We start from the raw sequence: 26,985 nt of genomic DNA on the forward strand, positions 1-26,985 counted from the left end.
CGATTTTCCCTTTAACGCAGCTGGAGGGCAAATCGCGCGGCACGTTACACCCTGTTACATACAATGGCCTGTAAAATATGATGTAAGATACTGCCTGCCATTAGGGTACATAATTTCATCAAAAATTATCGTGAGGAATGCAGGTTAGCTCTCTAACAGAGGACTTGCTTTGCAAAACCTCCAATCCCTCGTTCTGAGGGAGTTGTACTCCCGTATAAACGGTCAAAAAAGTTGGCGGTACAACCATCTTCCAACGAGATAGCAGGTTCTGCAAAGGTTCCTAATGATAAAAGCCCGGTGAATCTACCACCGGGCTTTTGTAATAAACCATGAAAACTACGGGACCCCCGGTCCACAGTTCCGGGCTATTCTTCGTTGAGTTGACTCAGAAATTCGACTACGTCTCGCAATTCGCCACGAGAGAGGATGCCCTCCATGGAAAACATGGCTGAAGGGGAGTTGGTCCGTTCAGTAATGCGGGACTTCTCAATTTTTTGGGTCTCCCCGTCACTCGACTGCAAGACGACGTGCGCGTCGGTCTCCTCCTTAAGTACGCCCTGCGCGGTCTCTCCATTCTGCAGGGTAACCGAGATGGAGCCATAGCCTGGAGCAATTCGAGAACCTGGTTCTACAAGTGACAATAACAGTTGCTCTCGCGACAGTTCCTCTCCAATGGTATCGAGCGGGGGTCCCACGTCACCTCCGCGGCCATCGACAGCGTGGCAGCGCACGCATTGAGCTGCTTCATTACTGTAGAATAGTTGAGCCCCTTGCTGTGCATCGCCCCCGTAAAGGGATTCCCGGTATTTTGCCAGCATATCTCCCTCTGGTTTCTGTGATTCATATTCATTTAGCAAAGACTCAAGACGTTCAGTACCGGCATTTTCTGCCGCCTCTATAAGTTCGAGCTGCACCTGTTCGGGGACATCGCCTGCAATGAGGTCTGTCAATTGACGTTCAAGGACGGCATGGGCAGCCTCACTTTCCAGCTCTCCAAGGGCAGTCAGGGCACTCTGCTGCTCTTGAAATGAACCCTCACCCAGCACCGACGAGAGCAGCTCAACTTTGCGGCTGTCGGCAAGATCCAGGGAGGGAATAATGCTGAGCGCAGTCATGCGCACCGACTGCTGGTCGTCGTCTAGGGCGGTGGAAACGACCTCGTCCATATTTTCGTAATTGAGACTGTCAAGAGTGTGAAGGGCGGCGATTTTGACTTCTGACGATGGGTCTGCTTGTACCAGTGTCACCAGTTGCGGGATTCCCGGCTCGTACTGCAGCGAACTGATCGCCTCCGCAACGCCTACTTTAAGGGTCCCGGATCCATTGCCAAAAATCGGTTCTATGACGGAGGCAAGGGCTTCGGTGGCCGCCGAACGGTCATTTTGGATATCACCGCGGTAACGACCCGTAACACGATCCAGCGTCGATGGATCCGGCCACACCGAAAGAGTGGCAACAGCCTCCTGGCGCAGGACCTCCGGAACATCCTGGCGCAGGGCAAAAGAGGCGAGCCGCTGCGCATCTTCGGCGGTGCCGCTGTAAAGGCTCGCATTGATGGCGCGGCGCATGAGCGGTTCATTTACAATTTGATCCTGTTCGAGCATGCGGGCAAGGGCCGGAATTGCTTCCTCAATATGAGCATCGTCATTGATGGCGCGGGCGGCATTGGTCACGACAAATTCACTCTCATCGTCCAGGAATTGGGCCACCGCCGGGTCTTCCAGCCGGCGCAGGGCCACCACAGCCGCAATGCGGACCGCTTCGGAGGGATGATCCGACAACCCGGCCAGTGCGTCTATATCCCCGATGCGGGCCAGGGCAATGGCGCCCCCGTGACGGAGATATACATCACGGTCATTATTGGCTTCAAGCATCGAAATTATGGGCTGTAAAGCCGGCTGATGCTCCATGCGTCCCAGCGCTTCGGCGGCGAAAAACCGTACCCGCAGAGATTCATCCCGGAGTAGGGGAATGATGGCATCCGCGGCGGCCTCGTAACGGACATCACCCAGCACTTTGGCAACCTGGGCGCGAATTTCGGGATCTTCGTCTTCCAGGTACTCGACAAGAGATTCTGCCTGTTCAATGTTGTTACGCGCCAGTTGACCTATGCCCCAGATACCGTGCAGGCGCGCCAGTTGATGTTCCGTCTGCGTAATTGCTCCCAGCAGATCCTGGCTAAAGCGGCGATCGACAAGTTCAAACTGCGCTTTCATGCGAACGCGCATATCCTGGTGATGCAGAAGTTCGGTAAGTTCGGTTTCCGCAAGGGAGCCAAAACTTTTTCCCAAAAGTTCTTTGGTTTCCTGTTGAATCCGGGAACGGCTGTCGGAGGCACTGTTCAGTTTCCATATTCGACCTTTTTCCTTGGTCCCCCAGCCTTCAATCCAGTCGGCAAAATAGAGGCTGCCACCGGGACCAAAATCCATACCGGTAGTCAGGATACCTTCAACAACGGGTTGGTCCGTTTTTAGTTCAAACCCGGCACCGCTTGGTTCGAGCGTAAACCCGTGAATGGCCGACCGGGCCGGAGAACCGGTAAATTCCGAAATGAAGAAGTGATCATCCCACTGCTCAGAGAGCGCGGTCCCGGGGTTGTAGGCCATTCCCGCCGGACCGCTGTGGTAGGCAGCGACGGGCGGCAGCAGGTGCGCGGCCTGTCCGTCCCAGCGCGGCTTAAAGTACTCCTCGTCCATCCACACCTTGTATTCATTGTTTTTGGGATCCACATATTTGCCAAACTGCCAGTTAATCCTCCAGCCGCTGTCAGAGCCGTTGACGAGATATACCAACCGCTCGTGTTCGCCGGCGTGGTCCCCGTCATTATCCACTGAAATCAGGTTCCCGTACTTGTCAAAAACAAATTCATGAGTGTTGCGAACCCCGCGTGCAAATACTTCAAAATTACTTCCGTCGGGTTCGGAGCGAAATATCGCACCCTGGTTGGGATTGGCCCACTGCTGCCCGTCGGGACCGGTTACGTTGGATCCTATATCGCCGATCCCCCAGTAAATACGTCCGTCGGGACCCACCGTGGCGCCGGACATCCCGTGGCCGCTGAACCCGATATGGACCATGTACCCATCGCTGATCGAGGTTTTTGTATCGGCCATGCCATCGCTGTCGGTATCGGTGGTTTTCCACATATCCGGGGCAATGGGAATGTAGACATCGCCATCGTGTTCAAGAACCGATCCGGCCACGTCTGTGACCTCCTCATGAAAATCGCGGATGTAAAGCTGAGACCGATCGGCGATGCCGTCCCCGGAGCGGTCTTCGATAGCATACACCTCTTCTTTTTCCACCGTCAGATCCCTCCAGTCGTGGGATCCGTCTTCATTGAAATCGGTTAGCCACTCGTTTTGATCGCTGCGCTCGGGGGCCAGCTCGCTGTGAAGAAACTCCTTGCGATCTTCTACCGTCTGCCAGGTGATAGACTCGATCATCCAATCGCGATGGCCCCGGATATCAAACTCGGAGCTGGTACTTCTGTTCGTGACATTTATCAACGCGCGGCCGTTGTTGTCAATATCCATGCCGATGGGATCCTGCAGCAATTTTTCGGAAGCCCACAAACTGAGTTCCAGTCCTTCCGCCACTTCCACGGACACATCCTGCCTGATTCGACGGGCATCTTCGGCAGCTTCCTGATCATCGAGCGTAATAATTTCGGGATCCGGCTGCTCTCCGGAACATCCGACTAAAGAGAGAGCCAGAAGCCCGAATATTGCGAAAATTAACAGGGACGACTGGTTCACTGAAAAAGGGAAAGTGCGCATTTTCGATAACATATATCAGGTTTAGACTATTGGAGTTTCAGGTCAAAATGGTGCCGACTACTATTAAAGAGCGGCCAAGTGACGTTTTGTAATGTACATACTCTTTTCTGTAAAGCCAGAGCCAATCTTATTATAATATTGGCAGAACTGCCCGGATTTATATTTGCTGGTATTTTACCTAACCAGACCCTGAAAATAAAAATGCAAAATCATAATACAAGAAAGCATGAATATTTAACGAGTCTCATTGTTGGTAACAGTGATAGATATTAAATTTTTGTATTCTGCAGCAAGAGTTTTGGAAAGAGTTCTTAGCCAGGGAAAATTTGTGGCTCATAAACTTGTTGGATTAATGGACAATTAATTTTTTAAAAAGAAAAATAGATCATGAATTGTATCAGAAATATGTTGCTCTCCCTGTTTTTTCCGGTAATTATCCTGGTATTTGCCGGGGCAGAGCCTGTAAAGGCGCAGTTCAACGGCAAAATTATGACGGTCAAGGGGCCTGTCGAACCAGCTGAAATGGGATTGACACTGCCCCATGAGCACGTACTGGTCGACTTTATCGGGGCGGATCAGGTAAGCAGGGAGCGGTACGACCGTGACTCGGTGGCAGCCTTGGTGGTTCCTTTCCTGCGGGATCTTAAGCAAGCCGGAGGTGAAACCTTGATTGAATGTACTCCCAGCTACCTGGGAAGAGATCCGGTTCTTCTGAGACGTCTTTCCGACCAGTCCGGGATCAAAATGTTGACCAACACGGGCTATTATGGGGATGAGAAGGGCAATTTTTTACCCTCGCATGTGTACGAAGAGACTGCACGTCAACTGGCTGACCGGTGGACTGACGAGTGGAAAAACGGGATTGACGGGACTGGTATTCGTCCAGGTTTTATAAAACTGAGGGTGGATAAAAGTCCGATTTCTGAAACGGGACAAAAGCTGTTGGAAGCTGCTGCCGAGACGCATAAAAAAAGTGGGTTGACCATAGGAGTCCATACTCCCGATGGGCCCACGGCGCTGGAACAGCTGGAAATATTATCAGAATCAGGAATCGACCCGGCTGCATTCATCTGGATTCACGCACAAAACGAGTCGGACAGTGAAATTCACCAGCAGGTTGCGCGTATGGGTGCCTGGGTAGAGTTTGACGGCATCGGTCCCTCTTCGGCGGATTATCATTTTCAACTGATCAACAGCATGAAGGAGGCGGATCTGCTGCACCGGGTGCTGATTTCTCACGACGCCGGGTGGTACCGGGTGGGAGAGCCGGGAGGTGATCCGAACAGCTTTGACCCGTATACCTACATCATCAACCATTTTATTCCGCGACTCAAAAGAGAGGGCTTTACCCCGCGGGAGATCGACATGCTGACCAGGGAAAATCCGCAGCAGGCGTTTACAATTTCAGTAAGGACGAGCGATTCTTAATTTGAACGACTGCTTTGCAGGTCCGGGTCTGCCGATAACTAAGTCGTTGTGGGTCAGTCAAACGGACAGAGAAGAGGTCACATTTGCAGTGATAGTTTTTTGAGTCTCGGCAAATTGAGACACTCCTGTTTATAACTGTGAATAATTGAAAAAATGGGTCGTGGAAAAATATTTAATCACTTTTAAAGATATTTGCACAAACACACTGGATTTTTTGCAAACTAGTCTACACATTAAGACGGATCAGAAGGAAAATTATTAATTTAACATAGGAATATTGATGAACCAGGATAGAAGAACGTTTTTAAAGACGGTCGGGAAGGCGATGTTGGGATCAGCTGCACTAACCAGCTTGCCGGCCGGCAGCCTTTTTTCCAAGTCAGCGAGTGATACCTTTTTTGATATTTCTCTGGCCCAGTGGTCGCTCCACAGGGCACTGTTTGGCGGCGATCTTGATAACCTTGATTTTGCTGGAACAGCCAAAAATGAGTTTGGAATCAGTGCTGTTGAGTACGTGAATCAATTCTTTATCGACAAGGCAAATGATCAGTCGTACCTGAAGGAGATGAAGCAGCGCGCTGACGATAACGGCGTTCGGAGTGTGCTCATAATGTGTGACGGGGAAGGAGCCCTTGGCGATCCGGATGAAGGGGAACGTCAACAAGCTGTCGAAAACCATCACAAGTGGGTCACAGCGGCCAAGTACCTGGGATGCCACTCTATCCGTGTCAATGCCCAAAGCCGTGGTAGCTGGGATGAACAGATGAACCTTGCGGCGGATGGGCTTCGCAGTTTGACTGAATTTGCCGATCAACACGATATTAACGTAATTGTTGAGAACCACGGGGGACTTTCCAGCAATGCCGAATGGCTGGTGGGCGTCATAAAACAGGTAGATCACCCTCGTTGCGGAACTCTTCCTGATTTTGGGAACTTCAACATCTCGGAAAACGAATCATATGACCGGTACAAGGGAACTCGTATGCTGATGCCGTATGCCAAAGGGGTGAGTGCCAAAAGCTACAGCTTCGATTCCAATGGATATGAGAAAAATATCGATTTCGAAAAACTGATCTCAATTGTAAAAGATGCCGGCTACACGGGATATGTGGGGATTGAATACGAAGGCAGCGAACTGAGCGAGTACGAAGGGATAAAGGCGACCAAAAAATTACTTGAAATGGTCGGCTGATAGCTGATCTCGCATAAAATAAAATTGAACCAAAATTAGACCTGTTGCAGCATAAACAGAATTCCAGGTAAAATGGAATTTCAGTGGATGGGTCTGTTCTAAAAGGCAGTAAATATTATGCAGATAAAAGAAAGTCCAAAGCAGTACGATGTATGTATAATCGGGTCCGGTGCAGGTGGCGGAATGGCCGCCCATGAACTCACCAAGGCCGGAGCGGATGTGGTGATGCTGGAAGCCGGTGAATGGTTTGATTCGGAGGAGTTTGCGATGTTTACCTGGCCCTATGAATCGCCCCGCAGGGGTGCCAGCACCCGCCGGCAGCCGTTCGGGGAGTTTGATGCCTGTTTTGGCGGCTGGGACATCCCGGGAGAGCCTTACAGCAGCACTGAAGACACGGAATTTGACTGGTTTCGCGGGCGGATGCTGGGGGGGCGGACCAACCACTGGGGACGTATTTCTCTTCGGTTTGGACCTGACGACTTCCGCGTTCGAAGCATTGACGGGATGGGGGATGACTGGCCGATTTCCTACGAGGAGCTGGAACCGTATTATGATCGTATCGACCGGCTGATCGGGGTTTTCGGTACTAATGAGGGGATCCCCAATGAGCCGGGTGGCATCTTCCAGCCCCCACCGGAGCCGCGTTGTTACGAGTACCTGATCAAGGACGCCTGTGACGACATGGGGATCCCCTGCATCCCCTCGCGTCTTTCAATTTTGACCGAACCCAAAAACGGTCGTGCGGCCTGTCACTATTGCGGGCAGTGCAACCGAAGCTGCTCAACCCACTCCAACTTTTCCAGTCCCTCTGTGCTGCTTCCGCCGGCCCTTGAGACGGGGAACCTGGAAATCCGGACCGGGGCAATGGCCCGGGAGGTGACCCACCGCGACGGAAAAGCAACGGGAGTCTCCTATGTCAACAAGGAAGACGGGCGGGAGTACAAGGTGCGGGCGCGCATCGTGGTGCTGGCCGCCAGTGCCTGCGAGTCGGCCCGGCTGCTGCTCAATTCCAAATCGAGCGAATTTCCCGACGGACTGGCCAACACCAGTGGCAAAGTTGGAAAATACCTGATGGATACCACCGGTACCTCCGTGGCCGGACTTATCCCACAGCTAATGGATACCCCGGCCCACAATGAGGACGGAACCGGTGGAATGCATCTCTATATCCCGTGGTGGGAAGATAACAGCAAGCTGGATTTTGCCCGTGGCTACCACGTGGAGCTGTGGGGCGGGCGCGGAATGCCCAGTTACGGCTTTATGGGAGGAATTCAGAACTACAGCGACCTCTACCAGGACCGTCCCAAAGGGGGCGGGGGATATGGAAAACAACTGAAGGATGATTACCGTCGCTACTATGGTTCGATCGTTGGATTATCCGGCCGTGGAGAGAGTATCGGCTATGAAGACAATTACTGCGAAATTGATCCCAATTCTGTTGATGAGTGGGGAATTCCCACACTCAGATTTAATTATACCTGGAGCGAGCAGGAATACAACCAGGTGCGCCATATGCAGCATACCTTCCGCCAGATCATCGACGAGATGGGCGGGCAGCCGCTGTGGGACATGCCCGGCAAAGAGGAGGGATACGGTATCTCCACACCCGGTGAGATTATCCATGAGGTGGGCACAACCCGGATGGGGGATGATCCCTCAACGTCGGTATTGAACAAATACTGCCAGGCCCACGACGTGGACAACCTGTTTGTCGCCGATGGAGGTCCGTTCGTATCCCAGCCGCACAAAAATACCACCTGGACGCTACTGGCCCTGTCGATGCGTACCTCCAACTACATCGCCGACCAGATGAACAAAGGAAATCTTTAACTGACAGTCACAGGTCGTGAGTCTTGAGTCATGAGTTTTGTTTTTAAAAGCTTGGGACTTGTCACTCACGACTCAAGACTCACAACTCACGATTAGTATAATGGACAGACGAGAAGCCTTAAAAACTCTTTCGCTCGGAACCCTGGCCGGCAGCTTTGTGATGACCGGTTGCCAGACACCGCCTTCAAAGAGCAGCCCGGAAGAAAAATTCTGGTCTCACGTAACCGCCGAGGATATTGAAAAGTGGGAAACCCGGTTTTTTAACGATCATGAATTTGAGACTGTACGCCAGCTGGCCAACATGGTGATTCCGGCGGACGAACGCTCCGGAAATGCCGAGGAAGCCGGCGTACCCGAATTTATTGACTTTATGATGCTGGATCGCCCGCAGTACCAGACGCCTATACGGGGGGGGCTCCGGTGGCTGGACGTGCAGTGCCAGAAACAGTTTGATAAGCCCTTTATTGACTGCAGTGAAGAAGAAAAAACGACTATGCTCGATCAAATTGCGTACCCCGATATTGCTGCTCCAGAGATGGAGCATGGAGTCGCTTTTTTCAACCAGTTCAGGGACCTGGTAGCCTCGGGATTCTGGTCCAGCAAGATCGGTATAGAGGATATCGGCTATATAGGGAACCAGCCCAACGACTGGCAGGGATGTCCCGAAGAGGTGCACGAGCATATCGGAATTGAGCCCAACAAGAGTTGACGGTTCTTCCTGCAGGAAATAGAAATTCACACGTTTTTAAAATTAATACATGTATACGTTTCTTATGGATTTTAAATTATTTATCCTCACAACTGTTTGCTTGGCATTAGGTTTTTCAACTGCCTATTCCCAGCAGCATAACACATTGACAACCCAGGAAAAGCAGGAGGGATGGGAGCTGCTGTTTGACGGGGAAACCACCGAAGGCTGGCGTGGGTATAATAAAGAGCAATTTCCCGAAGAGGGATGGATTGTTGAAAACGGGATGCTCTCTGTTATAGAAGGTGGTGGTGGGGGTGACATCATTACAACGCAGGTTTACGAAGATTACATCCTGAAGCTGGAGTGGAGAGTCGCCAAAGGAGCCAACGGGGGTATTTTTTATGCAGCCGTTGAACAACCGGAAGAAGCGATCTACTGGTCCGCCCCGGAAATCCAGATCCTTGACAACGACAACCATCCTGATGCGGAGCGAGGAAAAGATGGAAACCGGAAGGCAACCTCCCTGTACGACCTAATACCTGCAGAACCACAAAATGCCAATCCTTTTGGAGAGTGGAATCAAATTACAATTGAGGTCACCGGCAATGGCGCGCATGTGGAACACTGGATGAACGGGGAAAAAGTCGTTGAATATGAGCGCTGGACAGATGAATGGTATGAGATGCTCCAGCAAAGTAAATTTGCTCCCCATCCTGAGTTTGGAGCTGCCCACGAAGGGTATATCGGACTGCAGGATCACGGCAACAGGGTCGATTTCCGCAATATCAAGATCAAGGTGCTGGATTGAGGATTATTGAATGAGTGCGGGCTGTTAAAGAGAGCTTTGCGAAACCAGGGATTTCGGTCAAGGCCAATCTCCCTGTCCGGATTTGGAACCGCCGTTTATACTTCCATAAATGTGATGAGGGTTCAAATCCGCGAACATGCCGATGTTATCCAAAACGACGGATCTGAAAACCCTTTAAAGGAAAGAGTTGTCGAAAAATCCCGATGTAGAGGTAAAGAAATTATTCATTCTTCAAATCAAGAAGACCAGGCTCGGCCCACCTCGTTATAAGGATAGCAGCCGTCATAACGGCCAGCTACGTGGTTCCATTCAAGTTCCTGTGTGGCCCCGATTTCAGAGGTGTAATACCCGACCAGCGTATACTCCTTCATCATCGCAAAAAACGGTTTGAGATCCGTGTCCGGCATGGAGTCGTTTTTGGCCTCTTGTTCTTTCTGCTGCAATACAGAAATTTGCTGCTCTTCCGTTAATTCCAGGAACTCACTACCGTGTAACTCCCGGCTTGTTTGATCTATACCATCGAGACCCGCCAAAAAGTGTTCGCGTTCATTTTCATAATTCCAGTCGGTGAGCATCTTGTCAATAAATTGGTTCACATTTGCCGCCTTTGCTCCGGGCGTATCCGTTGCCGGGATAATAAGCTCGGAAATCGCTGTGACCAGCTCATCCTGGTGAGAAGACAAGGTTTGAGGGGTGTACCCTGCGGTGCCGGTTTCCGCGCTACAGCCGCTCATTACGGCCGTAATGGTGGACATGGAAAGAGCTCCTCCACTCAGCAGGGCAATTTGTTTTAAGGCGTCACGTCGATTCATAATGATGGTCTTTGGATCTTGGGTCGTGGGTGTTGGGTCCATCGTTGACCTTCAGCTTCATGGTGGATAGGCTGACGAATCAAAATCGAGACCCACGACTGGTAGTTAAAGATTATTTTTATTCAGCTGGTCAACGGCATAGTCAACAGCCCGGGCTGTCAACGCCATATAGGTCAGTGACGGATTTTGGCACGCGGCAGAGGTCATACACGCCCCGTCGGTTACAAATACGTTGGGTACCTCGTGCAGCTGATTGTGTCCATTGAGTACCGAGGTCTCTGGGTCATTGCCCATGCGGGCCGTACCCATTTCATGGATTCCCTCTCCAAAAAGGTATTCGCTTTCATAAGACGATACGTCGGTTGCCCCGGCCGCCTCAAGCATTTCTGCAGCTGTTTCTGCCATGTCTTTGCGCATGTTGCGTTCATTTTCTCCGATTGAGGCTTTTATGCGAAGAAGCGGAATACCCCACTCGTCTGTCTTTTCCTCATCCAGCTCCACGTAGTTGTCATAGTCGGGAAGGATTTCTCCGAAGGCGGTCATCCCCACCTGCCAGGGACCGGGATCCCTTAGTTTTTGCTTGAGTTCGCTTCCAAATCCATCCATGTCAACACCGCGACCCCAGCTTGGCCGGCCGGCCCGCCCCTGAAATCCGTATCCCCGGATAAAGTCGGGATGATCTGTTTCCGGGCTGATATTTCGAAACCGGGGGATATAAAAGCCGTTGGGCCGGTTCCCAAATGTATAGGTGTCGAGGTGCCCCTCGTAGGTGCCGCTGGCGCCCACACGGAAGTGATGGTCCATAAGGTAGTGGCCCAGAACTCCGCTTGAATTTCCCATGCCTTCCGGGAATACCTCGGATTTGGAGTTAAGCAGGATCTGGGTAGAACCAAGTGCAGAAGCGTTGAGAAAAATGACGTCAGCAAAAAATTCCATACTTTCTTTCGATTCACGGTCAATAACGCGAACCCCGGTGGCTTTGCCGGTTTCCTTGTCATATATGACGCTGTGAACGATACTGTTTGGGCGAAGCGTCATGTTACCTGTGGCGCGGGCTGCCGGCAGGGTACTGCTTTGGGAGGAGAAATAGGCTCCCACGGAACATCCCCGGGAACAAGGTCCGCAGTAGTGGCAGGCTCCGCGCCCGTTATGGGCTTCCGTTAATACGGCGGCCCGCCCGATGGTAAGAGTGCGTTCCGGGAACGTTTCCTCTATCGCTGTTTTAACCTCCTGCTCCACGCAGTTGAGTGCCATCGGGGGCAAAAACTGCCCGTCCGGCAGCTGAGGCAGCCCCTCTTTTTGCCCGCTGATTCCCGCGAATTGTTCAACATAATCGTACCACGGGGCTATCTCTTCGTAGGTGATGGGCCATTCAACAGCGATACCCTCTTCAGCATTGGCCTGGAAATCCATTGGACTCCATCGGTAGGATTGCCGGCCCCACGTCAGGGAGCGCCCGCCGACGTGATAACCACGGACCCATAAAAAGGGATTCTCCTCATCGTCAACTTCGTAGGGATGGGTATTGTCATTAACAAAAAAGTGCTCGTTGTATTCGTTGATCACATCCGAGCGGAGCTGTCGCGGTTTTTCCTTCTCCAGGTATTTGCGATTTCCCCGTCCCCTGAACTCCATCTCCCAGGGAGCCTTGTGTTCCGTAATGTAATCCTTCCCGTGCTCTACATTTCTACCTCGTTCAAGTACGAGGGTTTGAAGGCCTTTCTCAGTTAATTCTTTTGCAGCCCATCCCCCGGAAATCCCGGAACCGACTACGATTGCATCATATTGGTTGACTTGATTTGAGATATGCATAAGCTGATATAGTTCTTAGAAAAGCTAGTCCAATGTGTTCAATTAAACCCTAACATAGATGAGCTGAATTAATTTTGCAAATTTATTGCACAAGCTTGGGAAAATTTGTGTAAGAGGATATAAATAAGGGGAAGATGGCTTGCATTTCACGGTTGTTTTTGGGTATTTGCGCCTCTCAACGAAAGTAAAAAAAGAGGATACAATGACACTAGACAGAAAACTGAAATATGGTATGGTTGGAGGCGGTCCGGGTGCCTTCATCGGAGAAGTACACCGGATGGCAGCCGCGCTGGATGGAAGAATTGAACTTGTAGCAGGTGCCTTTTCTTCATCTGCGGAAAAATCAAAACAGAAAGGGCGGGAGTTGAACCTGGATCCTTCACGGATTTACGATTCGTACGAAGAGATGGTCGAGAAAGAGAGCCAGCTTCCCGAGGGAGAACGTATCGATTTTGTATCTATCGTCACCCCGAATTTCTTGCATCATCCCGTTGCCAAAACATTTATCGAGGCGGGGTTTCACGTGGTATGTGACAAGCCGATGACCAAAACGGTTGAAGAAGCCGAAGAGTTGTGCCGGCTGGTGGATGAACATGATACGGTGTTTGCATTAACTCATAATTATACCGGCTACCCGATGGTTAAAGAAGCCCGCCAGTTGGTAAAAGATGGCAAGCTCGGGGAGATACGCAAGATTGTCGTGGAATATCCACAGGGGTGGCTGGCCCAGCCGGTAGACAATAAACAGGCAAACTGGAGAACGGATCCCAAGAAGGCCGGCGTTTCATCAGCGGTCGGGGATATCGGTTCTCATGCAGAAAACCTCGTGGAGTATATTACCGGCCTTCAGATTGAATCTCTTATTGCAGACATTAATACATTTGTTGAAGGTCGAGAACTGGAAGACGATGCCAATGTGTTGGTCCATTACAAAGGGGGAGCCCGGGGAATCTTGTACTGTTCCCAGGTATCGGTTGGAGAAGAGAACAGCCTGCGAATTCGCGCTTACGGTACTGATGCCGCCATAGAGTGGAAGCAGGAGGATCCGAATTATCTGCATCTGCTTCATCCCGGCGGACCGGAAGAGACCTACAAACGGGGCAATGAGTACCTGTCGGATGTAGCGCGGCACAATACGCGCATTCCTCCCGGACATCCGGAGGGTTTTATTGAAGCGTTCGCCAATATATACCTGAATTTTGCCAATACCCTGGAAGCCCGTTTGAGTGGAGAGGAACCTGGCGAATTTGACCTGGATTTCCCCACGGTTCAGGATGGAGCCCGCGGTGTGGATTTTATCCACAAGGTTATTGAGAGTGGTAAAAAAGGGGAGTGGGTTGACGTAGATTATACCCCGCCCGCTTAATTTCAGATAACAAAACCTGCAATATTGGAAAATCCGCCTGCCAGAACAGGCGGATTTTTTTATTTAGTCGTCCTCAATCAAAAAGTCCCGTTTGGTAATGACAAATGTAAAATCAGGAGTGTACCACCAACGGTGTCCCAGGACAATATAAACAGTATGAACATTATTTCTTTCCCGGACTGACGTTAAATATTAGAGGGCTTTGCACAACCCTCAATTCCTGTTCAGAGGAAGTTGTACTCCCGTTAAAAGGTCACCAAGGCCGGTAGTACAACTACCTCCCAACAAAACAGCAGGTTCTGTAAAGGTTCCTATTAAATATTGTAGAGGAATCCCGTAATAAAGCAAAGCTCCCGCAGGAAAGGCGGGAGCTTTTCAAAAAACAAACCCAAATTTATTACTACTCTGAGGCCGCGGCAATCATTCCAAGAAGGCGTTCCGCTTCGGGTACCTGCTCGCTGCCGGGATAATCCCGCACCACGATGCTGGCGTATTCCCGGGCCTGGGCAGTATCTCCGGCATCATAAAATGCACTGGCCGCTTCCAGGTAGTTGTAGGGTGTTGTTGCATCGTTTTCATCCCACTCGGCTGCCCTGAGATAGGTTTGTGCAGCCTGTGCATGCTGACCCAAGTCGGTATATAATACGCCCATAAAGGAGAGGGGACCAACCCCAAGAATACCTTCCGGCACCTCATAATCTTCCATGTAACTGAGTGCACGCTCGGTATTGCCAAGGTTATATTCGCAAACAGCGGCATAATAGCGGGCAAGATTACCGGCATCAGTGCCGCCGTAATTATTAATGATCTGCTCAAAACCAACAGTAAAATCCTCGTCAGACCCATTCAGGGCGGTTTGATAGTCAGATTGCAGGAAAGCCGTTTCTGCGGGTCCCATTAACTGCTGGGCCTGCCGTTCCTGGGATTGTGAGTAATAATAATACCCTATTCCACCTGCGATGATTAGAAACAGAGCAATAGCACCGCCTATTATTTCGCTCTTATATTGAACATACAAACTCTGGACCCTTTCAACAGACTGAACCAGGGGATCTGATTCGAGTTCTTCCTGGGTCATTTTTCGTTTAGCCATTGTAATCTTCTTATATCAATGTTATGCTGAAATTTTAAGTGGTCAAAATTAGTATTGTTTTGGCACTTCCCAAAATCAAAAATGAACGATAGTTCAGGGATAAATTGAACCACTGTAAAACCGGCCTTTACAGATAGGGTTTCATGAATTTGGTGGTGAAATACCAGAACGATCTTTAGTTAAACGGATTCAGCCTGCCTTTATTTAGTTCGTAGGTCAAATCACAGCGCCCGGCGATATCTTTTTCATGAGTAATAAGAAGAATGCTGACCCCATCTTCTTCACGCAGCTGAAACAGGTAATCCAGTACAATGCGGGTATTGGCGTCATCCAGGTTGCCCGTGGGTTCGTCAGCCAGGATCAGGGATGGGTTATTCATGAGGGCCCGGGCCATTGATACCCGTTGCTGCTCTCCACCCGATAATTCGGTCGGACGGTGTTCGGCACGATCCGGAATTCCGAAGCGGCTAAGCAGTTCCATCGCCCGCTCCTCGGAGGCCTCAAGGCTTCTACCGGCGATCAGGGCAGGCATGAGTACATTTTCCAGGGCAGAAAATTCAGGCAGCAGATGATGGAACTGGAAAACAAACCCAAGTTCGCGGTTTCTGAAATCGGCCAGCTCTTCCGCAGTCAGGTTGTAAATGGAGTTGGATTTCCAGGCGACCTCCCCGGAGTCGGGGCGGTCCAATCCCCCGAGTACGTGCAATAACGTGCTTTTACCGCTGCCGCTGGGACCAACCACCGAAACAATATCCCCGGAATTGATCGTTATTGAGCAGTGGTCAAGTACGGTGAGGGCTCCTTCACCGGTTTTAGCGGGATAGGTCTTGAGAATATCGGTTCCGGTTAAAATGGGGGATTTGACAGGCATAAAGTTCACTCCTCAAGCTTGCTGTTCCTGAAGGACGGATAAACAAGAGATTCGATATGGAGACACTGGTTCGATTCAAGATCCACCACGCAATACACCGCACAAACGTGATTATTGCCATTCGCTATCTGATAACGCTGGTGAGTGCCGAGCATAAACCGCTTCATCGACACATTTTTGTCCATACCCAGCACAGAGTCAAAAGAACCGGTCATGCCGGCGTCACTGATATATCCCATTCCATCCGGGAAGATACGGGCGTCATTGGTCGGAACGTGGGTGTGTGTGCCAACAAACACGCTGGCCTTCCCGTCCAGGTGCCAGGCCAGGGCCAGCTTTTCGGCGGTGGCTTCGGCGTGAAAGTCGATAAAAATGGTGTCGGTTTCCTCCCGTATGCGATCGATCGCCCAGTCAGCAGTCGAAAAAGGATCGTCGATCGCCTTCATAAAGGTGCGACCCTGCAGGTTTAACACGCCGATTTTATGGTCAAAGCCCGGAATATCGTATATACCGTATCCATAACCGGGGTTTCCTTTCGGATAATTCAGGGGGCGCAGTATCTCATGATTTTTTTTCATATAGGAAAACACTTTCCACTTGGCAAAGGAGTGGTTGCCCCCTGTAATCACGTGAACGCCCAGGTCGTGCAGGTTCCGGATGATTGAGCGATTAATTCCGTGTCCCTCGTGGGAGTTTTCACCGTTTGCAATCACAAAGTCGGCTTCATACTTGTCGATTAATCCGGGTAGAAACGTTTGGAGAAGGCTAAGCCCGGGTTCACCTACGATATCTCCTATAAAAAGAATTTTCAGTTGTTTGCTCATGATTCTGGCTCATCTCCGGCTAAGTGCAAATAGGGAGCCGGTTCCGTTGGCGGTTCAGTAAATCAGTAAATAAGAAGCACAAAGGTAAGGAATATAAAGTGGTATTCAGAATGGAAAAACCGAGTCTGCCCGGCGTGTTGCTACATCGTGCTGATGGCTGGGCAAAGTATCATGTTGCGGTAAAAGAACTAATGAACAGCATCCGGCCACAAGGATCGGTACCAGGTATGAAGTCTGTTCGATACCGTTTCATTGTGCAGCGAAGGGCCGGCAGTGTTTAAATGGGATTGCGAATGGTAAAAAACAGGTCACTGTTCCCGGTTTGAAGTGATCTCTTCGATAAATTCTTCAAGCGATTGGTTGACATCCTGCATCAGCTTGTCCTCTTGCTGATTGAGCTCACGGTTTCGACGCCGCTCTTCAAAAATTTCCTCTGCCAGGCTGAGAGCAGCCAGTACCATAACGGTGCTTTCCGGCTGTTTTTTTAACTCTTTCTTGTACTGCATGAACCGGTCATCCACATACTGGGCTATCCTGCGCATGGTTTCCTCTTCAGACTCCTCAACCTTGATGGGATATTGCTTGCCAAGTACGTTTATTTTGATCGATTTCATTGCTGTTGCTCCTCGAGATGATCATCAATTTTCGAGATAAGACCCAGTACCTGGTGACGCAGGGCCAGCCGTTCGCTCTCGGCCATGGCGGAAAAGATATCGGTTTGTCCCTCCTGTATCTCCTCGATCTTTTCGCGAAGCCGCTGGTTTTCCTGCTCCAGCTCAGCAATCTGATCTTGCAGATGCTCCACCTCCCCGCGAATCTGATCAAGGAGCTGATGGAATTTTTGATGATATGGGCTGTCGTTTGTCAGCACATCTACCGAAGTTATGCTCTTAATTTAGCGGAGTACTGTTTCTCCAGTACGGTCAATACTTCATCAATAATAGGCTCTATATCATTGATAGTCAACGTCTTATTCTTGTCAAGGAATGACAGCCGGAAGGCAATACTTTTGTTCGATTCGCCGATCGATTCGCCCTCGAAAACGTCAAAGATATCGATGGTTTCAAGTGAATTCCCGGCTGTCTCCCGTATGGTGGTTATCATATCTCCGGCGGGTACGCCAGCGTTTACGACCACCGCCAGGTCGAACTCAAACGAGGGATATTTTGATACCGGTTCGTATGTTGCGGGAGGCAGGTTCTCCAGCTGATGCTCAATTCGGGTAATGGAAAACTCGGCGGCAAAGGCGGGTTGTTCTATCTCCAGGTTTGCAAGCATGTTTTTATCGACCTCGTAAAGGGAACCGATCTCGGTCTCATTGACGGTGTACACCAGCCGTTCATCCCGCTGGTGGGTGTGGGTGTGCTCGTGCAGTCCGAGCTGCCGGAGAAAGGCGGTTACCTCTGCCTTGAGGTCAAAAATATCGTAAGCCTGGGGTTCGCTGTTCCAGTACTCAATCGTTTTGAGTCCGGCAATACCCATGAGCAGGTTGGTTTCTTCCTTTATCCCGTCGTAGTAGGTTCCCTTGTCGGCTTCATTGAACGTGTTGCCGACCTCAAAGAATCGGACGCTGGAATTTTTCCGGTTGAAGTTGTACGCCACTGCCTTCAGAAAACCGTAAAGAAGGGAGGGGCGGAGCGTTGTCATCTCCCTGGAGATCGGGTTCAGCGTTTTGATCATCCGCTCGAGATCACCAAGGTAGGAGGCATCCTCTTCCGGCATCAGCGAGTTGCTGTAGATCTCTTTAAAACGCAGGCTTTTAACCGTATCTCGGATGCGAACCATCAGTTTTTCATGGCTGCTGATCGGTTCCGGGGTAATGAACTTGGCATGCGTGGGAGCCGGTATGTTGTTGTAATCAAACAGGCGGCCCACCTCTTCAACCAGGTCCACTTCGCGCTCCAGGTCTGGACGAAACGTCGGCACCTTGTACTTGAGAGTTTCCTGCTGCTGGTCCACTAGTTTGAGCTCCAGGGCCTCCAGGAATGTATTCACCTGTTCCCGTTCTAAATCGGTACCCAGCAGACGGTTGACGTAGCTCAGGCGCAGTGAGATTTCGCGAGGCTCCGTTTTGACCGGGTGAATATCGGTGCATCCCGCTACCACTGTTCCGCCGGCCACCTCGGCAATGAGTGCCGCGCAGCGTTCGGCAGCAATGCGTTGCAACTGTGGATCTATGCCCCGTTCGAAACGGTAGGAGGCATCGGTCTGAAGGTTCTGCTCTTTTGCAGTTTTGCGGATGGTACCGGGATCAAAATAGGCACTTTCGATTAAAATATCGGTGGTTTCCTCATCCACTTCCGAATCGACCCCGCCCATGACGCCTGCTATAGCCACCGGACCCTCTCCGTCGCAGATAAACAGCGTTCCGGCCGGACAAGTGCGTTTTACGTGATCCAGGGTTTCAAATTCGATCTCTTCGTCAAAATCCCTGACCACGATCTTTTTTCCACGGATTGTAGCATAATCAAAAGCGTGGAGGGGCTGCCCGAGTTCGAGCAGCACATAGTTCGTGATATCCACGACATTATTTACAGGACGTACACCGAGCGCCTTGAGCCTGTTTTGAATCCATGCCGGTGAGTCTGCTATGGTAACGCCCTTGACCATTTTACCGGTGTAGCGATGGCATTTGTCTTCATTTTCGATCTCGATCTCAATTTCGTTATCAATCGGGGCAGGGGGATCGAACGTTTCGGTAAACGGTTTTTCAAGTTCCAGGTCGAGGGCGGCCGCCAGGTCCCGGGCAACCCCCAGGTGGCAAGTTGCATCCGGCCGATTGGGAGAAATTTCGATATCGATGACGGTATCCTCATAGAGGTCAATGGCAGAGCCGATCGGCTCACCCGGGCGGGCACCGTTGTTAAGCACCATGATGCCGGAATGATCGTCACTGATGCCCAGTTCACTTTCGGAGCAGATCATCCCTTCGGATTTTTCGCCGCGCAGTTCAGCTTTTCGGATAGTCAGCGGCTCTCCGTTGTCCAGGGTTACGGGCAGTGTTGTGCCGACGGTAGCGACAGGCACTTTCTGATTTTCGGTAACATTGTCAGCCCCGCAAACAATCTGAACCTGCCGATCTCCCAAATTTACGAGGCAGAGCTGCAGCCGGTCGGCATTGGGATGTTCCTGCACCTCCAGCACCTCTCCAACCACGACCCCGTCCAGCTTGCTTCCAACCGGTTCCAGTGTGTCCACCTCGAGGCCGATCAGGGTCAGTTTTTCTGCGGTTTCTTCCGGGGTAAGATCCAGATCTATAAATTCATGTAGCCAGTTGTAAGAAATTTTCATGTGCTGAGATCAATAATTTTTGGCAGGAACCCAGATGGAGCGCGCGTGATGGAGGCAGCTCCTCGCAGGAATTCAGAAGGTACTTTTCGCTCGCGCCACCTGCGTTCCTGCAGAATTAATCAAATTGTGATAAAAAGCGAACATCATTTTCATAAAACGTGCGAATATCGTCAATACCGTGCCGGAGCATGGCGATCCGATCGACTCCCATTCCCCACGCAAAGCCCGTATATTTTTCGGGGTCAATGCCGACAGATTTAAAAACGTTGGGATCGACCATGCCGGAGCCGAGAATTTCCAGCCATTTTCCCTCTCCATTGGTCTCCCACCAGATATCCATCTCCAGGCTGGGTTCGGTAAACGGGAAAAATCCGGGGCGCAACCGGTATTTCACATCGCTGCCAAACATTAACTTGGCAAAGCTGATGAGCGTTTCTTTTAGTTCCGCCACACTTACGTTGGTATCCACGTATAGCGCTTCCACCTGGTGAAACAGGAAATACGACTTGGGACTTACAGCCTCATTTCGGTACACTTTGCCGGGTGCAATAATGCGTATAGGCGGTTTTCTTTTTTGCATCTCCCGGATTTGAATAGGAGAGGTGTGGGTTCGCAAAACAAGGTCGTCCCGGTCGGGATCGTCGTGTTTACGAATGAAAAAGGTATCCTGTTCATCACGGGCCGGGTGGTTCGGGGGGAAGTTGAGGGCCGTAAAATTGTGGAAGTCGTCTTCAATCTCCGGTCCGTCAGCAATGGAAAAACCCAGCCGGTAGAAAATCTCCTTCATTTCGTTGAGCGTCTGGGTGAGGGGATGGTAGGAGCCCACTGTCTGGGGAGGTGCCGGAAGGGTTACATCGTCAGTGGCCGATACCTGCCGTGCCTCTTCCCGCTTAAGGCGTTCTTTGCTTTCCTCAAACTTGTTCTGAGCCAGGGTTTTTACTTCGTTCATCGCTTTGCCCACCCTGGCTTTTTCATCGTCGGGCACTTCCCCCATACGGGAGAACATCTCCTGCACTTTGCCTTTCCGGGAAAGAAACTCGAGCCGGAACGCCTCCAGCTCCTCCTCGTTTGCAATTGAAAATTCTTCAGCTTCTTGTTTTATCGTTTCTATGTAATCGAGCATCACATTTTTTTATCTGTCAAGTGTGCAATATGCGTGTAGCAACAACTGTGAAAATTGGAAGAATCGCCGCCAGAAGTACCAATACCTGAAAACCGATCCTGCTAATATAAACAGGGCTTCTTTTTATCTTATCCTGATCACCCGAATATAAGGAGTTCTACGGTGAGCTCAGAATAATGAGATCGGCCCCTCCAGGTAATACCTCCCATGTCCTGTCGTATTGCCGAATACGGCTAAATATGGTACCAATAATAAAAAAACCGACAAATCTTATCTGTTGTAATAAGATCTGCCGGCTTGACATCAAAGAGTGAACCGTTTATGCCGCTGCTTTTTCAACAATAGCGGAGAACGTTTCCGGATCACGCACGGCCAGATCGGCCAATACTTTGCGATTGATTTCAATGTCTTTCTTCTTCAGGGCTCCCATCAGCCTGGAATAGGTTGTACCGTTTTGGCGGGCAGCTGCATTGATGCGTGTAATCCAGAGTTTTCGGAATTCCCGTTTACGAACCTTGCGGTCGCGATACTGGTAGAGCATCCCTTTTTCTACCGCATTCTTCGCAAACTTATACACATTTTTTCGCTTGCCCCAGTAACCTTTCGCCTGCTTGAGAATCTTTCGGCGACGGCGACGGGAAGCCACCTTGTTTCTTGATCGTGGCATTTTATCTGATTTATGTGTTAAAAGTTAGTGTTAAGATTATTTGTACGGAAGCATTTTCTTGACATTTTTCACCTGCGTGTCGTCGACCAGGGTCGGTTTGCCAAGATTCCGCTTTCTCTTACTCGTCTTTTTGGTGAGGATATGTCGTTTTCCTGCCTTCTTTCGCTTCACTTTGCCGGTACCGGTAATTTTGAAGCGCTTTTTGGCTCCGCTGTTGGTTTTCATCTTAGGCATAGTATTCACCTGTTTATCTTTGATTCAAAAAGAGTTCGAAGATAAGCATTATCGGCAATTGATTAAAGGAATATTTGGAACTTCCTTTAATTATCACCCAGAGAAGTGGCCGAAGCCCCCATTGCTGGTTGGCAGGAGCTATCCTTTAGAAGTGGGAGAGAGCATCATAATCATGCGACGGCCCTCCATCGTGGGTTTTGATTCAATCTCACCCACATCGCTCAGCTCTTCTGCCAAATCCAACAGCAGCTCTTCGCCCCGTTCGGTGTATAGCATGTCACGACCCCTGAATTGGACAGTCGCCTTTACCTTGTCACCATCTTCGAGGAAACCACGAGCATGTCGCGTTTTGAATTCGAGATCGTGATCATCAGTATTGGGCCGGAAGCGCAGCTCTTTGACCTGTACCGTGTGTTGTTTTTTCTTGGCCTCTTTTTCCTTCTTCTTTTTCTCATACATGAACTTGCCGAAGTCTATCACTTTACAGACGGGCGGTTTGGCTTTGGGAGCCACCTCAACAAGGTCCAGGTCATAAGAACGCGCAATTTCAAGAGCACGATCAATATCCACCACCTCATGTTCTTCATCAGGCCGTATTACGCGTACTTTGCGTGAACGTATTTCATCATTTACATTTGGTCTGTCCGGATCTTTTCGCGGACGTGGTCGTCTACTTCTTCCGATAATTACCTCTATATGGTTTTAGTTTGAATTTGAATGATCAGGAACTTCCTTGTTCTCGATCTCCTCGTTTAGATTAGAAATAAATTCAGAAAAATCAAAAGTTCCGATATCGCCTTCTTTATGACGGCGAACGGAGACCGTTCCCTCTTTCTGTTCATCTCCACCTACTATTAACATGTATGGGATCTTACTCGTTTCAGCATCCCGTATTTTTCCGCCAATTTGCTCACTCCGCTCATCAACTTCAACACGGATATCATTTTTTTTCAGCTCAGAGGCGCATTGGCGGGCATATTCGTTAAACTCATCTGCGATCGGGATGACTTTGACCTGCACCGGTGACAACCAGACGGGAAAATCACCGGCAAAATGTTCGATCAGGATACTGCAGAAACGCTCCATAGAGCCAAAGGGGGCACGGTGGATGATTACGGGCCGGTGCTTCTCATTGTCAGAACCGATATATGTCAGATCGAAGCGCTCCGGCATAACGTAATCTACCTGAACCGTTCCGAGCTGCCATTTGCGGCCGATGGCATCCTTGATTATAAAATCAATTTTGGGCCCGTAAAAACTGGCCTCTCCGCGACCGATGAAGTAGTCCAGCCCCATGTCATCGGCAACTTCCCTGATCTGTTGCTCAGCCTTGTCCCAGGAGGAAACATCGCCTGCATATTTTTCGGTATCCTCGGGATCCCGGAAAGACAGGCGGGTTTTGACCGGCATCTCAAACGTCTTGAATACAAGCTGCGTCAGATCGATGGCATTGAGCAGTTCGTCCTTCAACTGCTCTTCCATACAGTAAATATGTGCGTCATCCTGGGTGAAGCCCCTGACCCGGGAAAGCCCGCTCAGCTCCCCGGACTGCTCGTACCGGTAAACAGAACCGAACTCTGCGAGCCGGATCGGCAGATCCCTGTATGATCGCAGTTTGGAGGAATAGATCCGGTGATGGTGAGGACAATTCATGGGCTTGAGCAGGTACTCCTCGTCGTCAACTTTAATCGGTGCAAACTGTGACTCTTTGTAGTAGGGATAGTGCCCCGAGGTTTTGTACAGCTCAATATTCCCGATATGAGGTGTTATAACCTCCTGGTAATTTCTTTTTAGCAGTTCCTCCTTCAGAAATTCTTCGAGTGTTCTTCGCAGTACGGTGCCTTTGGGCTTCCAGACCGGCAGGCCCTGGCCCACCATCGAATCCATCATGTATAGATCAAGTTCCTTGCCGAGCTTGCGGTGGTCGCGGCGCTTGGCTTCCTCCATCTGGTGGACATACTCCTTCAACAGTTTCTGTTTTGGAAAAGAGATCCCGTAGATCCGTGTCAGCTGCTTGCTGTCCACGTCGCCGCGCCAGTAAGCCCCGGCCACATTGGTGAGCTTAACGGCTTTCACCCGCCCCGTATCCGGGATGTGGGGCCCCCGGCAGAGGTCCGTAAAATCCCCCTGCGTGTAAAAGGTGATATTTCCGTCTTCAAGATCCTGGATCAGGTCAACTTTATATTCGTTATCTTTTTTCCTGTAAAACTCGAGCGCTTCCTGTTTCGAAACTTTTTGCCGCTCAAACTCCGATTTCTGACGAGCCTTTTCAATAATCTTCTGCTCTATCTTTTCAAGATCATCTTTTCCCACGGCCTGATCGCCAAAGTCGATATCGTAATAAAAGCCATTTTCGATCGGGGGACCGATCCCAAATTTTGCCTCTGGATACAGCTCCTGGATCGCTTCTGCCAGCAGGTGGGCTGAAGAATGCCAAAACGTATATTTGCCGTCTTCGCTATCCCATGTATTAATCGTAATGGTTCCATCTTTCTCTATGGGCCGGTCCAGGTCCATAATTTCATCATCAAGCGTAATGCTGAGAGCCTCGCGCGCCAGGCCTTTTGAAATAGATTCTGCGACCTCGTAGCCGGTAATTCCTTTGCGGTATTCTTTTTGGGAACCGTCGGGGAAGGTTATCGTAATTTTTTCTTCAGACATGAATTCAATTTAAAAACTGTTACCAAGTTTGAGAGCTGGTAAAAATATAAAAAATAGAGGAGAGCTAAAGAGAATTTTACCCCATATTTTTTACCTCAGTCGCGCTAACCCGGATTTCTCACGAGTATTTTGGATAAAATCATGTAACTTCATGGATGACAATAACTTAAGTTTATAAAAAATTTTCTGCCAAATTATCATTACAGCCTGTAACAGGCTGCGAAATGGGCCTTTTAGCTGCGTTAAAGGACAAATCACCTGCTCAACGTACCAACGTACGTCTGCACGGCCATTTGCCCTTCGACTTGCTGAAAAACAAATATATTGGCGAGAAATGCGGGCTAAAGGAAAAATGGCCTGATCAGTATGTCAATATCAGATGAAGCCAAAAGACTTTTTGAGGAAGGATATTCCAACGTGCACTTTCGGGTGCGGGTATTTAACGAAAATGTTAAGTTAATATGAAATCAGGAATGGGAATCCCCGAAAAGAGCTCGTTAATTAGCATGTATGGCAATCACCTGTTTTTAGCATGTAGTTCGCGTTAAAGACGGAAAACATGAATTATCGCCCCGAATGTTAAGGTTCACATGAAAAACTTCACAACGTGTTGAAATTAAATGCTGCTCTTATATTTTAAGACCGGATATTTCTGTAAACAGATAATCTATTTCGTGGAAAATCCGGGTTAATATGTGTTTCTTCTTATATTTATTTTTTGGTCGTGAAGCAGACGGTTGATCGCAGTCTTGTTGGCTTCTTCTAAAAAATCCATTACAACGGTTCTCTTTCATGCTCTTTACTTGTGGCGTTAACAGCTTGCTTTAATTATAATGTATGGAAATCGATAAACGGATATCCATCGTAACCATCTCAATCCACTAGCAACACATAATTTTGACTACATTTCACAATTTTTTTCGGAAGCAGTTCCTTCCTCGGGCGTGGTACCTCGTATTCGGAATTATTTTGGTGGCTTCCACCATCTATCCTGAAAAAGCCGGCAATCCGCCGGTATCAGAAGATTTTGAGCCATACACCGAACCGATACCCGGCTCTGATCAGGCGATTCAGATGACACCGGTCCCGGGTGGCACGTTTGTGATGGGCAGTCCCCCGGAGGAGACGGGGCGTGAAGAGGATGAAGGGCCGTCCAAAAAAGTGTCTGTCGATTCCTTCTGGATGGGGATTCACGAAATTACATGGGATCAGTATGATCTGTTTGTAAAAGAAGAGATCGAAGACCTGAAGGGACAGCTGCCGGCCTCGGGAGACGTTGCCCTGCAGGCGGATGCGGTGTCGCTTCCCACCCCGCCTTATGTGGACATGAGTTTCGGGATGGGTCGCGAAAGATATCCCGCTATTAATATGACCCACTACGCCGCTGTTATGTATACCAAGTGGCTGACGGCAAAGACCGGGCACTTCTACCGGTTGCCCACCGAAGCGGAATGGGAATACGCCTGCCGCGCGGGGAGTAACACGGCATATTCTTTTGGTGAAGATGTTACGGCCCTGGACGAATACGGCTGGTACGAAGGCAACAGTGACGGCCAGTATCACCATGTGGGAGAGAAAAAGCCCAATGAACTGGGACTCTACGACATGCACGGGAACGTGGCGGAGTGGACGATGGACCAGTATCACGAAGACTATTTCGACCGAATTGAGGAAGGTGCTGAAAACCCGCTTTTTCTCCCGGACCAGCTGTATCCCCGATCGCTGCGCGGGGGCGGGTGGTCGCAGGAGGCCGCGGAACTTCGATGTGCCAGCCGGCAATACTCGGTCAAGCGGTGGAAACGCAGGGATCCGCAATTGCCTAAAAGTCGTTGGTGGCTGACGGATGCCCCCTTTGTGGGCTTTCGGGTAGTCCGGCCGGCTGACCCACCGCCCCCGGAAGAGATGGAACAGTACTGGATTGATGCAATTGAGGATTATAACTAGTGCCGATTTCAACCATGAACTTTCAGCTTTACCATAAAGACAGATGTCACGATACTGTAGATTTCCCCGGAATAGCGGTTCAAACAGTAACGTTCCATGATCGGCATAATCTGCATTCTGTGGGAAAGGGCCGAAATCCAGGTTGCTGTGTTACCCGTGTTACCCTGGATCAGTTACCTTAGTTCGCAGTCGTTTATTGTAATTGAGATTTTCCAAGAACAACAAGAACAAATTGAAAATAAATACTTAACATAAATATATCTGTGTGTTGGTAACCAAATTTGAATTTACAACCGGAATGACAGTGTCTTTCCAAGAGGGCTTTGAAAGACCAGGAGTTTTGTCCAGGTTCAAAAATGCAGAAATTGGACAAAAGAACGGTTTTACAAAGACCTCTTTCAAATAAATATATCGCTCCCGCCGATGGGACTGTTACGGATCGCGGAGTGTAAACTTTAACCATGAGTCGGATATTATGAGTAATCAAAAAGATCAGAACAACAGCAAACGGAATATTTCGAGACGTGATTTTGTAAAGACCTCTTCGTCGCTGGCGGCG

Annotated in this window: 22 protein-coding genes; 7 read left to right on the top strand and 15 right to left on the bottom strand. The window is 49.8% G+C overall.

Annotated features, from left to right (window positions below; all coding sequences use genetic code 11):
- Window positions 1-365 precede the first annotated feature (365 nt).
- A complete protein-coding gene (locus ACG2F4_RS17400; RefSeq protein WP_395262169.1) occupies window positions 366-3,791 on the bottom strand; it encodes a HEAT repeat domain-containing protein in 3,426 nt (1,141 codons plus the stop codon).
- A 375-nt stretch (window positions 3,792-4,166) separates the two neighbouring features.
- On the opposite strand from ACG2F4_RS17400, the gene ACG2F4_RS17405 reads away from it, so the two are divergent.
- From ACG2F4_RS17405 to ACG2F4_RS17425, 5 genes are all read left to right on the top strand, one after another.
- Window positions 4,167-5,207, top strand: a complete 1,041-nt coding sequence (locus tag ACG2F4_RS17405) for a phosphotriesterase (protein WP_395262170.1) — start codon at window positions 4,167-4,169, stop codon at window positions 5,205-5,207.
- Window positions 5,208-5,487: 280 nt separating this feature from the next.
- Window positions 5,488-6,399: a sugar phosphate isomerase/epimerase family protein gene (locus ACG2F4_RS17410; RefSeq protein WP_395262171.1), complete on the top strand. Its 912-nt coding sequence runs from the start codon at window positions 5,488-5,490 to the stop codon at window positions 6,397-6,399.
- A gap of 117 nt (window positions 6,400-6,516) precedes the next feature.
- Window positions 6,517-8,229 (top strand): GMC family oxidoreductase, encoded by a 1,713-nt coding sequence (locus ACG2F4_RS17415; protein WP_395262172.1) that lies wholly within the window; start codon window positions 6,517-6,519, stop codon window positions 8,227-8,229.
- Between the two features lie 100 nt (window positions 8,230-8,329).
- Entirely contained in the window at window positions 8,330-8,938 is a 609-nt protein-coding gene (locus ACG2F4_RS17420) for a gluconate 2-dehydrogenase subunit 3 family protein (protein ID WP_395262173.1), read from the top strand.
- Window positions 8,939-9,038: 100 nt separating this feature from the next.
- Entirely contained in the window at window positions 9,039-9,728 is a 690-nt protein-coding gene (locus ACG2F4_RS17425) for a DUF1080 domain-containing protein (protein ID WP_395262174.1), read from the top strand.
- 236 nt (window positions 9,729-9,964) lie between these two features.
- Here ACG2F4_RS17425 and ACG2F4_RS17430 read toward each other — a convergent pair whose 3' ends face one another.
- Both ACG2F4_RS17430 and ACG2F4_RS17435 read right to left on the bottom strand, forming a co-directional pair.
- Window positions 9,965-10,582 carry a gluconate 2-dehydrogenase subunit 3 family protein gene (locus ACG2F4_RS17430; protein ID WP_395262175.1) on the bottom strand — a complete coding sequence of 206 codons (618 nt, stop codon included), beginning with the start codon at window positions 10,580-10,582 and terminating at the stop codon, window positions 9,965-9,967.
- 63 nt (window positions 10,583-10,645) lie between these two features.
- Entirely contained in the window at window positions 10,646-12,352 is a 1,707-nt protein-coding gene (locus ACG2F4_RS17435) for a GMC oxidoreductase (protein ID WP_395262176.1), read from the bottom strand.
- A gap of 202 nt (window positions 12,353-12,554) precedes the next feature.
- Between ACG2F4_RS17435 and ACG2F4_RS17440 the strand changes: the two genes are divergently transcribed.
- A complete protein-coding gene (locus ACG2F4_RS17440) occupies window positions 12,555-13,718 on the top strand; it encodes a Gfo/Idh/MocA family protein (RefSeq protein ID WP_395262177.1) in 1,164 nt (387 codons plus the stop codon).
- 400 nt (window positions 13,719-14,118) lie between these two features.
- On the opposite strand, the gene ACG2F4_RS17445 is transcribed toward ACG2F4_RS17440, so the two are convergent.
- The 11 genes from ACG2F4_RS17445 to thrS all read right to left on the bottom strand — a co-directional run bounded on the left by ACG2F4_RS17445 (window position 14,119) and on the right by thrS (window position 24,482).
- Entirely contained in the window at window positions 14,119-14,811 is a 693-nt protein-coding gene (locus tag ACG2F4_RS17445; protein WP_395262178.1) for a tetratricopeptide repeat protein, read from the bottom strand.
- A 175-nt stretch (window positions 14,812-14,986) separates the two neighbouring features.
- Entirely contained in the window at window positions 14,987-15,682 is a 696-nt protein-coding gene (locus tag ACG2F4_RS17450; RefSeq protein WP_395262179.1) for an ABC transporter ATP-binding protein, read from the bottom strand.
- A 5-nt stretch (window positions 15,683-15,687) separates the two neighbouring features.
- Complete coding sequence (locus ACG2F4_RS17455) at window positions 15,688-16,506, bottom strand: TIGR00282 family metallophosphoesterase (protein WP_395262180.1); 819 nt, start codon at window positions 16,504-16,506, stop codon at window positions 15,688-15,690.
- Between the two features lie 308 nt (window positions 16,507-16,814).
- Entirely contained in the window at window positions 16,815-17,120 is a 306-nt protein-coding gene (locus ACG2F4_RS17460; protein WP_395262181.1) for a cell division protein ZapA, read from the bottom strand.
- Window positions 17,117-17,377 carry a hypothetical protein gene (locus ACG2F4_RS17465; RefSeq protein WP_395262182.1) on the bottom strand — a complete coding sequence of 87 codons (261 nt, stop codon included), beginning with the start codon at window positions 17,375-17,377 and terminating at the stop codon, window positions 17,117-17,119. Before ACG2F4_RS17465 ends, ACG2F4_RS17460 begins: the two co-directional genes overlap by 4 nt.
- A gap of 11 nt (window positions 17,378-17,388) precedes the next feature.
- A complete protein-coding gene (pheT, locus tag ACG2F4_RS17470) occupies window positions 17,389-19,797 on the bottom strand; it encodes a phenylalanine--tRNA ligase subunit beta (RefSeq protein WP_395262183.1) in 2,409 nt (802 codons plus the stop codon).
- 115 nt (window positions 19,798-19,912) lie between these two features.
- The gene (gene pheS, locus ACG2F4_RS17475; protein ID WP_395262184.1) at window positions 19,913-20,920 is read right to left on the bottom strand and encodes a phenylalanine--tRNA ligase subunit alpha; all 1,008 of its coding nucleotides are present in this window, start codon (window positions 20,918-20,920) and stop codon (window positions 19,913-19,915) included.
- Between the two features lie 319 nt (window positions 20,921-21,239).
- A complete protein-coding gene (gene rplT, locus ACG2F4_RS17480) occupies window positions 21,240-21,587 on the bottom strand; it encodes a 50S ribosomal protein L20 (RefSeq protein WP_395262185.1) in 348 nt (115 codons plus the stop codon).
- A 36-nt stretch (window positions 21,588-21,623) separates the two neighbouring features.
- Window positions 21,624-21,821 carry a 50S ribosomal protein L35 gene (rpmI, locus tag ACG2F4_RS17485; protein WP_395262187.1) on the bottom strand — a complete coding sequence of 66 codons (198 nt, stop codon included), beginning with the start codon at window positions 21,819-21,821 and terminating at the stop codon, window positions 21,624-21,626.
- A gap of 138 nt (window positions 21,822-21,959) precedes the next feature.
- The gene (gene infC / locus ACG2F4_RS17490; RefSeq protein ID WP_395262195.1) at window positions 21,960-22,508 is read right to left on the bottom strand and encodes a translation initiation factor IF-3; all 549 of its coding nucleotides are present in this window, start codon (window positions 22,506-22,508) and stop codon (window positions 21,960-21,962) included.
- Between the two features lie 15 nt (window positions 22,509-22,523).
- Window positions 22,524-24,482: a threonine--tRNA ligase gene (thrS, locus tag ACG2F4_RS17495; RefSeq protein ID WP_395262189.1), complete on the bottom strand. Its 1,959-nt coding sequence runs from the start codon at window positions 24,480-24,482 to the stop codon at window positions 22,524-22,526.
- An 897-nt stretch (window positions 24,483-25,379) separates the two neighbouring features.
- Here thrS and ACG2F4_RS17500 point away from each other — a divergent pair.
- Complete coding sequence (locus ACG2F4_RS17500; RefSeq protein ID WP_395262192.1) at window positions 25,380-26,426, top strand: formylglycine-generating enzyme family protein; 1,047 nt, start codon at window positions 25,380-25,382, stop codon at window positions 26,424-26,426.
- Between the two features lie 193 nt (window positions 26,427-26,619).
- On the opposite strand, the gene ACG2F4_RS17505 is transcribed toward ACG2F4_RS17500, so the two are convergent.
- Window positions 26,620-26,985 (bottom strand): hypothetical protein (locus ACG2F4_RS17505; protein WP_395262193.1); only part of this gene is annotated, 366 nt, incomplete at its 5' end.

The organism is Halalkalibaculum sp. DA3122 (genome assembly GCF_043951865.1).
Classification (GTDB): Bacteria; Bacteroidota; Rhodothermia; order Balneolales; family Balneolaceae; genus JAMQKA01.

Excerpts from the sequence above, each read along its gene's own strand:
- ACG2F4_RS17400 (WP_395262169.1), bottom strand. The coding sequence starts at position 3,791 with ATGTTATCGAAAATGCGCACTTTCCCTTTTTCAGTGAACCAGTCGTCC.
- ACG2F4_RS17435 (WP_395262176.1), bottom strand. The coding sequence starts at position 12,352 with ATGCATATCTCAAATCAAGTCAACCAATATGATGCAATCGTAGTCGGT.
- ACG2F4_RS17430 (WP_395262175.1), bottom strand. The coding sequence starts at position 10,582 with ATGGACCCAACACCCACGACCCAAGATCCAAAGACCATCATTATGAAT.
- pheT (WP_395262183.1), bottom strand. The coding sequence starts at position 19,797 with ATGAAAATTTCTTACAACTGGCTACATGAATTTATAGATCTGGATCTT.
- ACG2F4_RS17460 (WP_395262181.1), bottom strand. The coding sequence starts at position 17,120 with ATGAAATCGATCAAAATAAACGTACTTGGCAAGCAATATCCCATCAAG.
- ACG2F4_RS17415 (WP_395262172.1), top strand. The coding sequence starts at position 6,517 with ATGCAGATAAAAGAAAGTCCAAAGCAGTACGATGTATGTATAATCGGG.
- ACG2F4_RS17445 (WP_395262178.1), bottom strand. The coding sequence starts at position 14,811 with ATGGCTAAACGAAAAATGACCCAGGAAGAACTCGAATCAGATCCCCTG.
- thrS (WP_395262189.1), bottom strand. The coding sequence starts at position 24,482 with ATGTCTGAAGAAAAAATTACGATAACCTTCCCCGACGGTTCCCAAAAA.
- ACG2F4_RS17420 (WP_395262173.1), top strand. The coding sequence starts at position 8,330 with ATGGACAGACGAGAAGCCTTAAAAACTCTTTCGCTCGGAACCCTGGCC.
- ACG2F4_RS17440 (WP_395262177.1), top strand. The coding sequence starts at position 12,555 with ATGACACTAGACAGAAAACTGAAATATGGTATGGTTGGAGGCGGTCCG.
- ACG2F4_RS17450 (WP_395262179.1), bottom strand. The coding sequence starts at position 15,682 with ATGCCTGTCAAATCCCCCATTTTAACCGGAACCGATATTCTCAAGACC.
- rplT (WP_395262185.1), bottom strand. The coding sequence starts at position 21,587 with ATGCCACGATCAAGAAACAAGGTGGCTTCCCGTCGCCGTCGCCGAAAG.
- ACG2F4_RS17410 (WP_395262171.1), top strand. The coding sequence starts at position 5,488 with ATGAACCAGGATAGAAGAACGTTTTTAAAGACGGTCGGGAAGGCGATG.
- pheS (WP_395262184.1), bottom strand. The coding sequence starts at position 20,920 with ATGCTCGATTACATAGAAACGATAAAACAAGAAGCTGAAGAATTTTCA.
- ACG2F4_RS17405 (WP_395262170.1), top strand. The coding sequence starts at position 4,167 with ATGAATTGTATCAGAAATATGTTGCTCTCCCTGTTTTTTCCGGTAATT.
- rpmI (WP_395262187.1), bottom strand. The coding sequence starts at position 21,821 with ATGCCTAAGATGAAAACCAACAGCGGAGCCAAAAAGCGCTTCAAAATT.
- ACG2F4_RS17455 (WP_395262180.1), bottom strand. The coding sequence starts at position 16,506 with ATGAGCAAACAACTGAAAATTCTTTTTATAGGAGATATCGTAGGTGAA.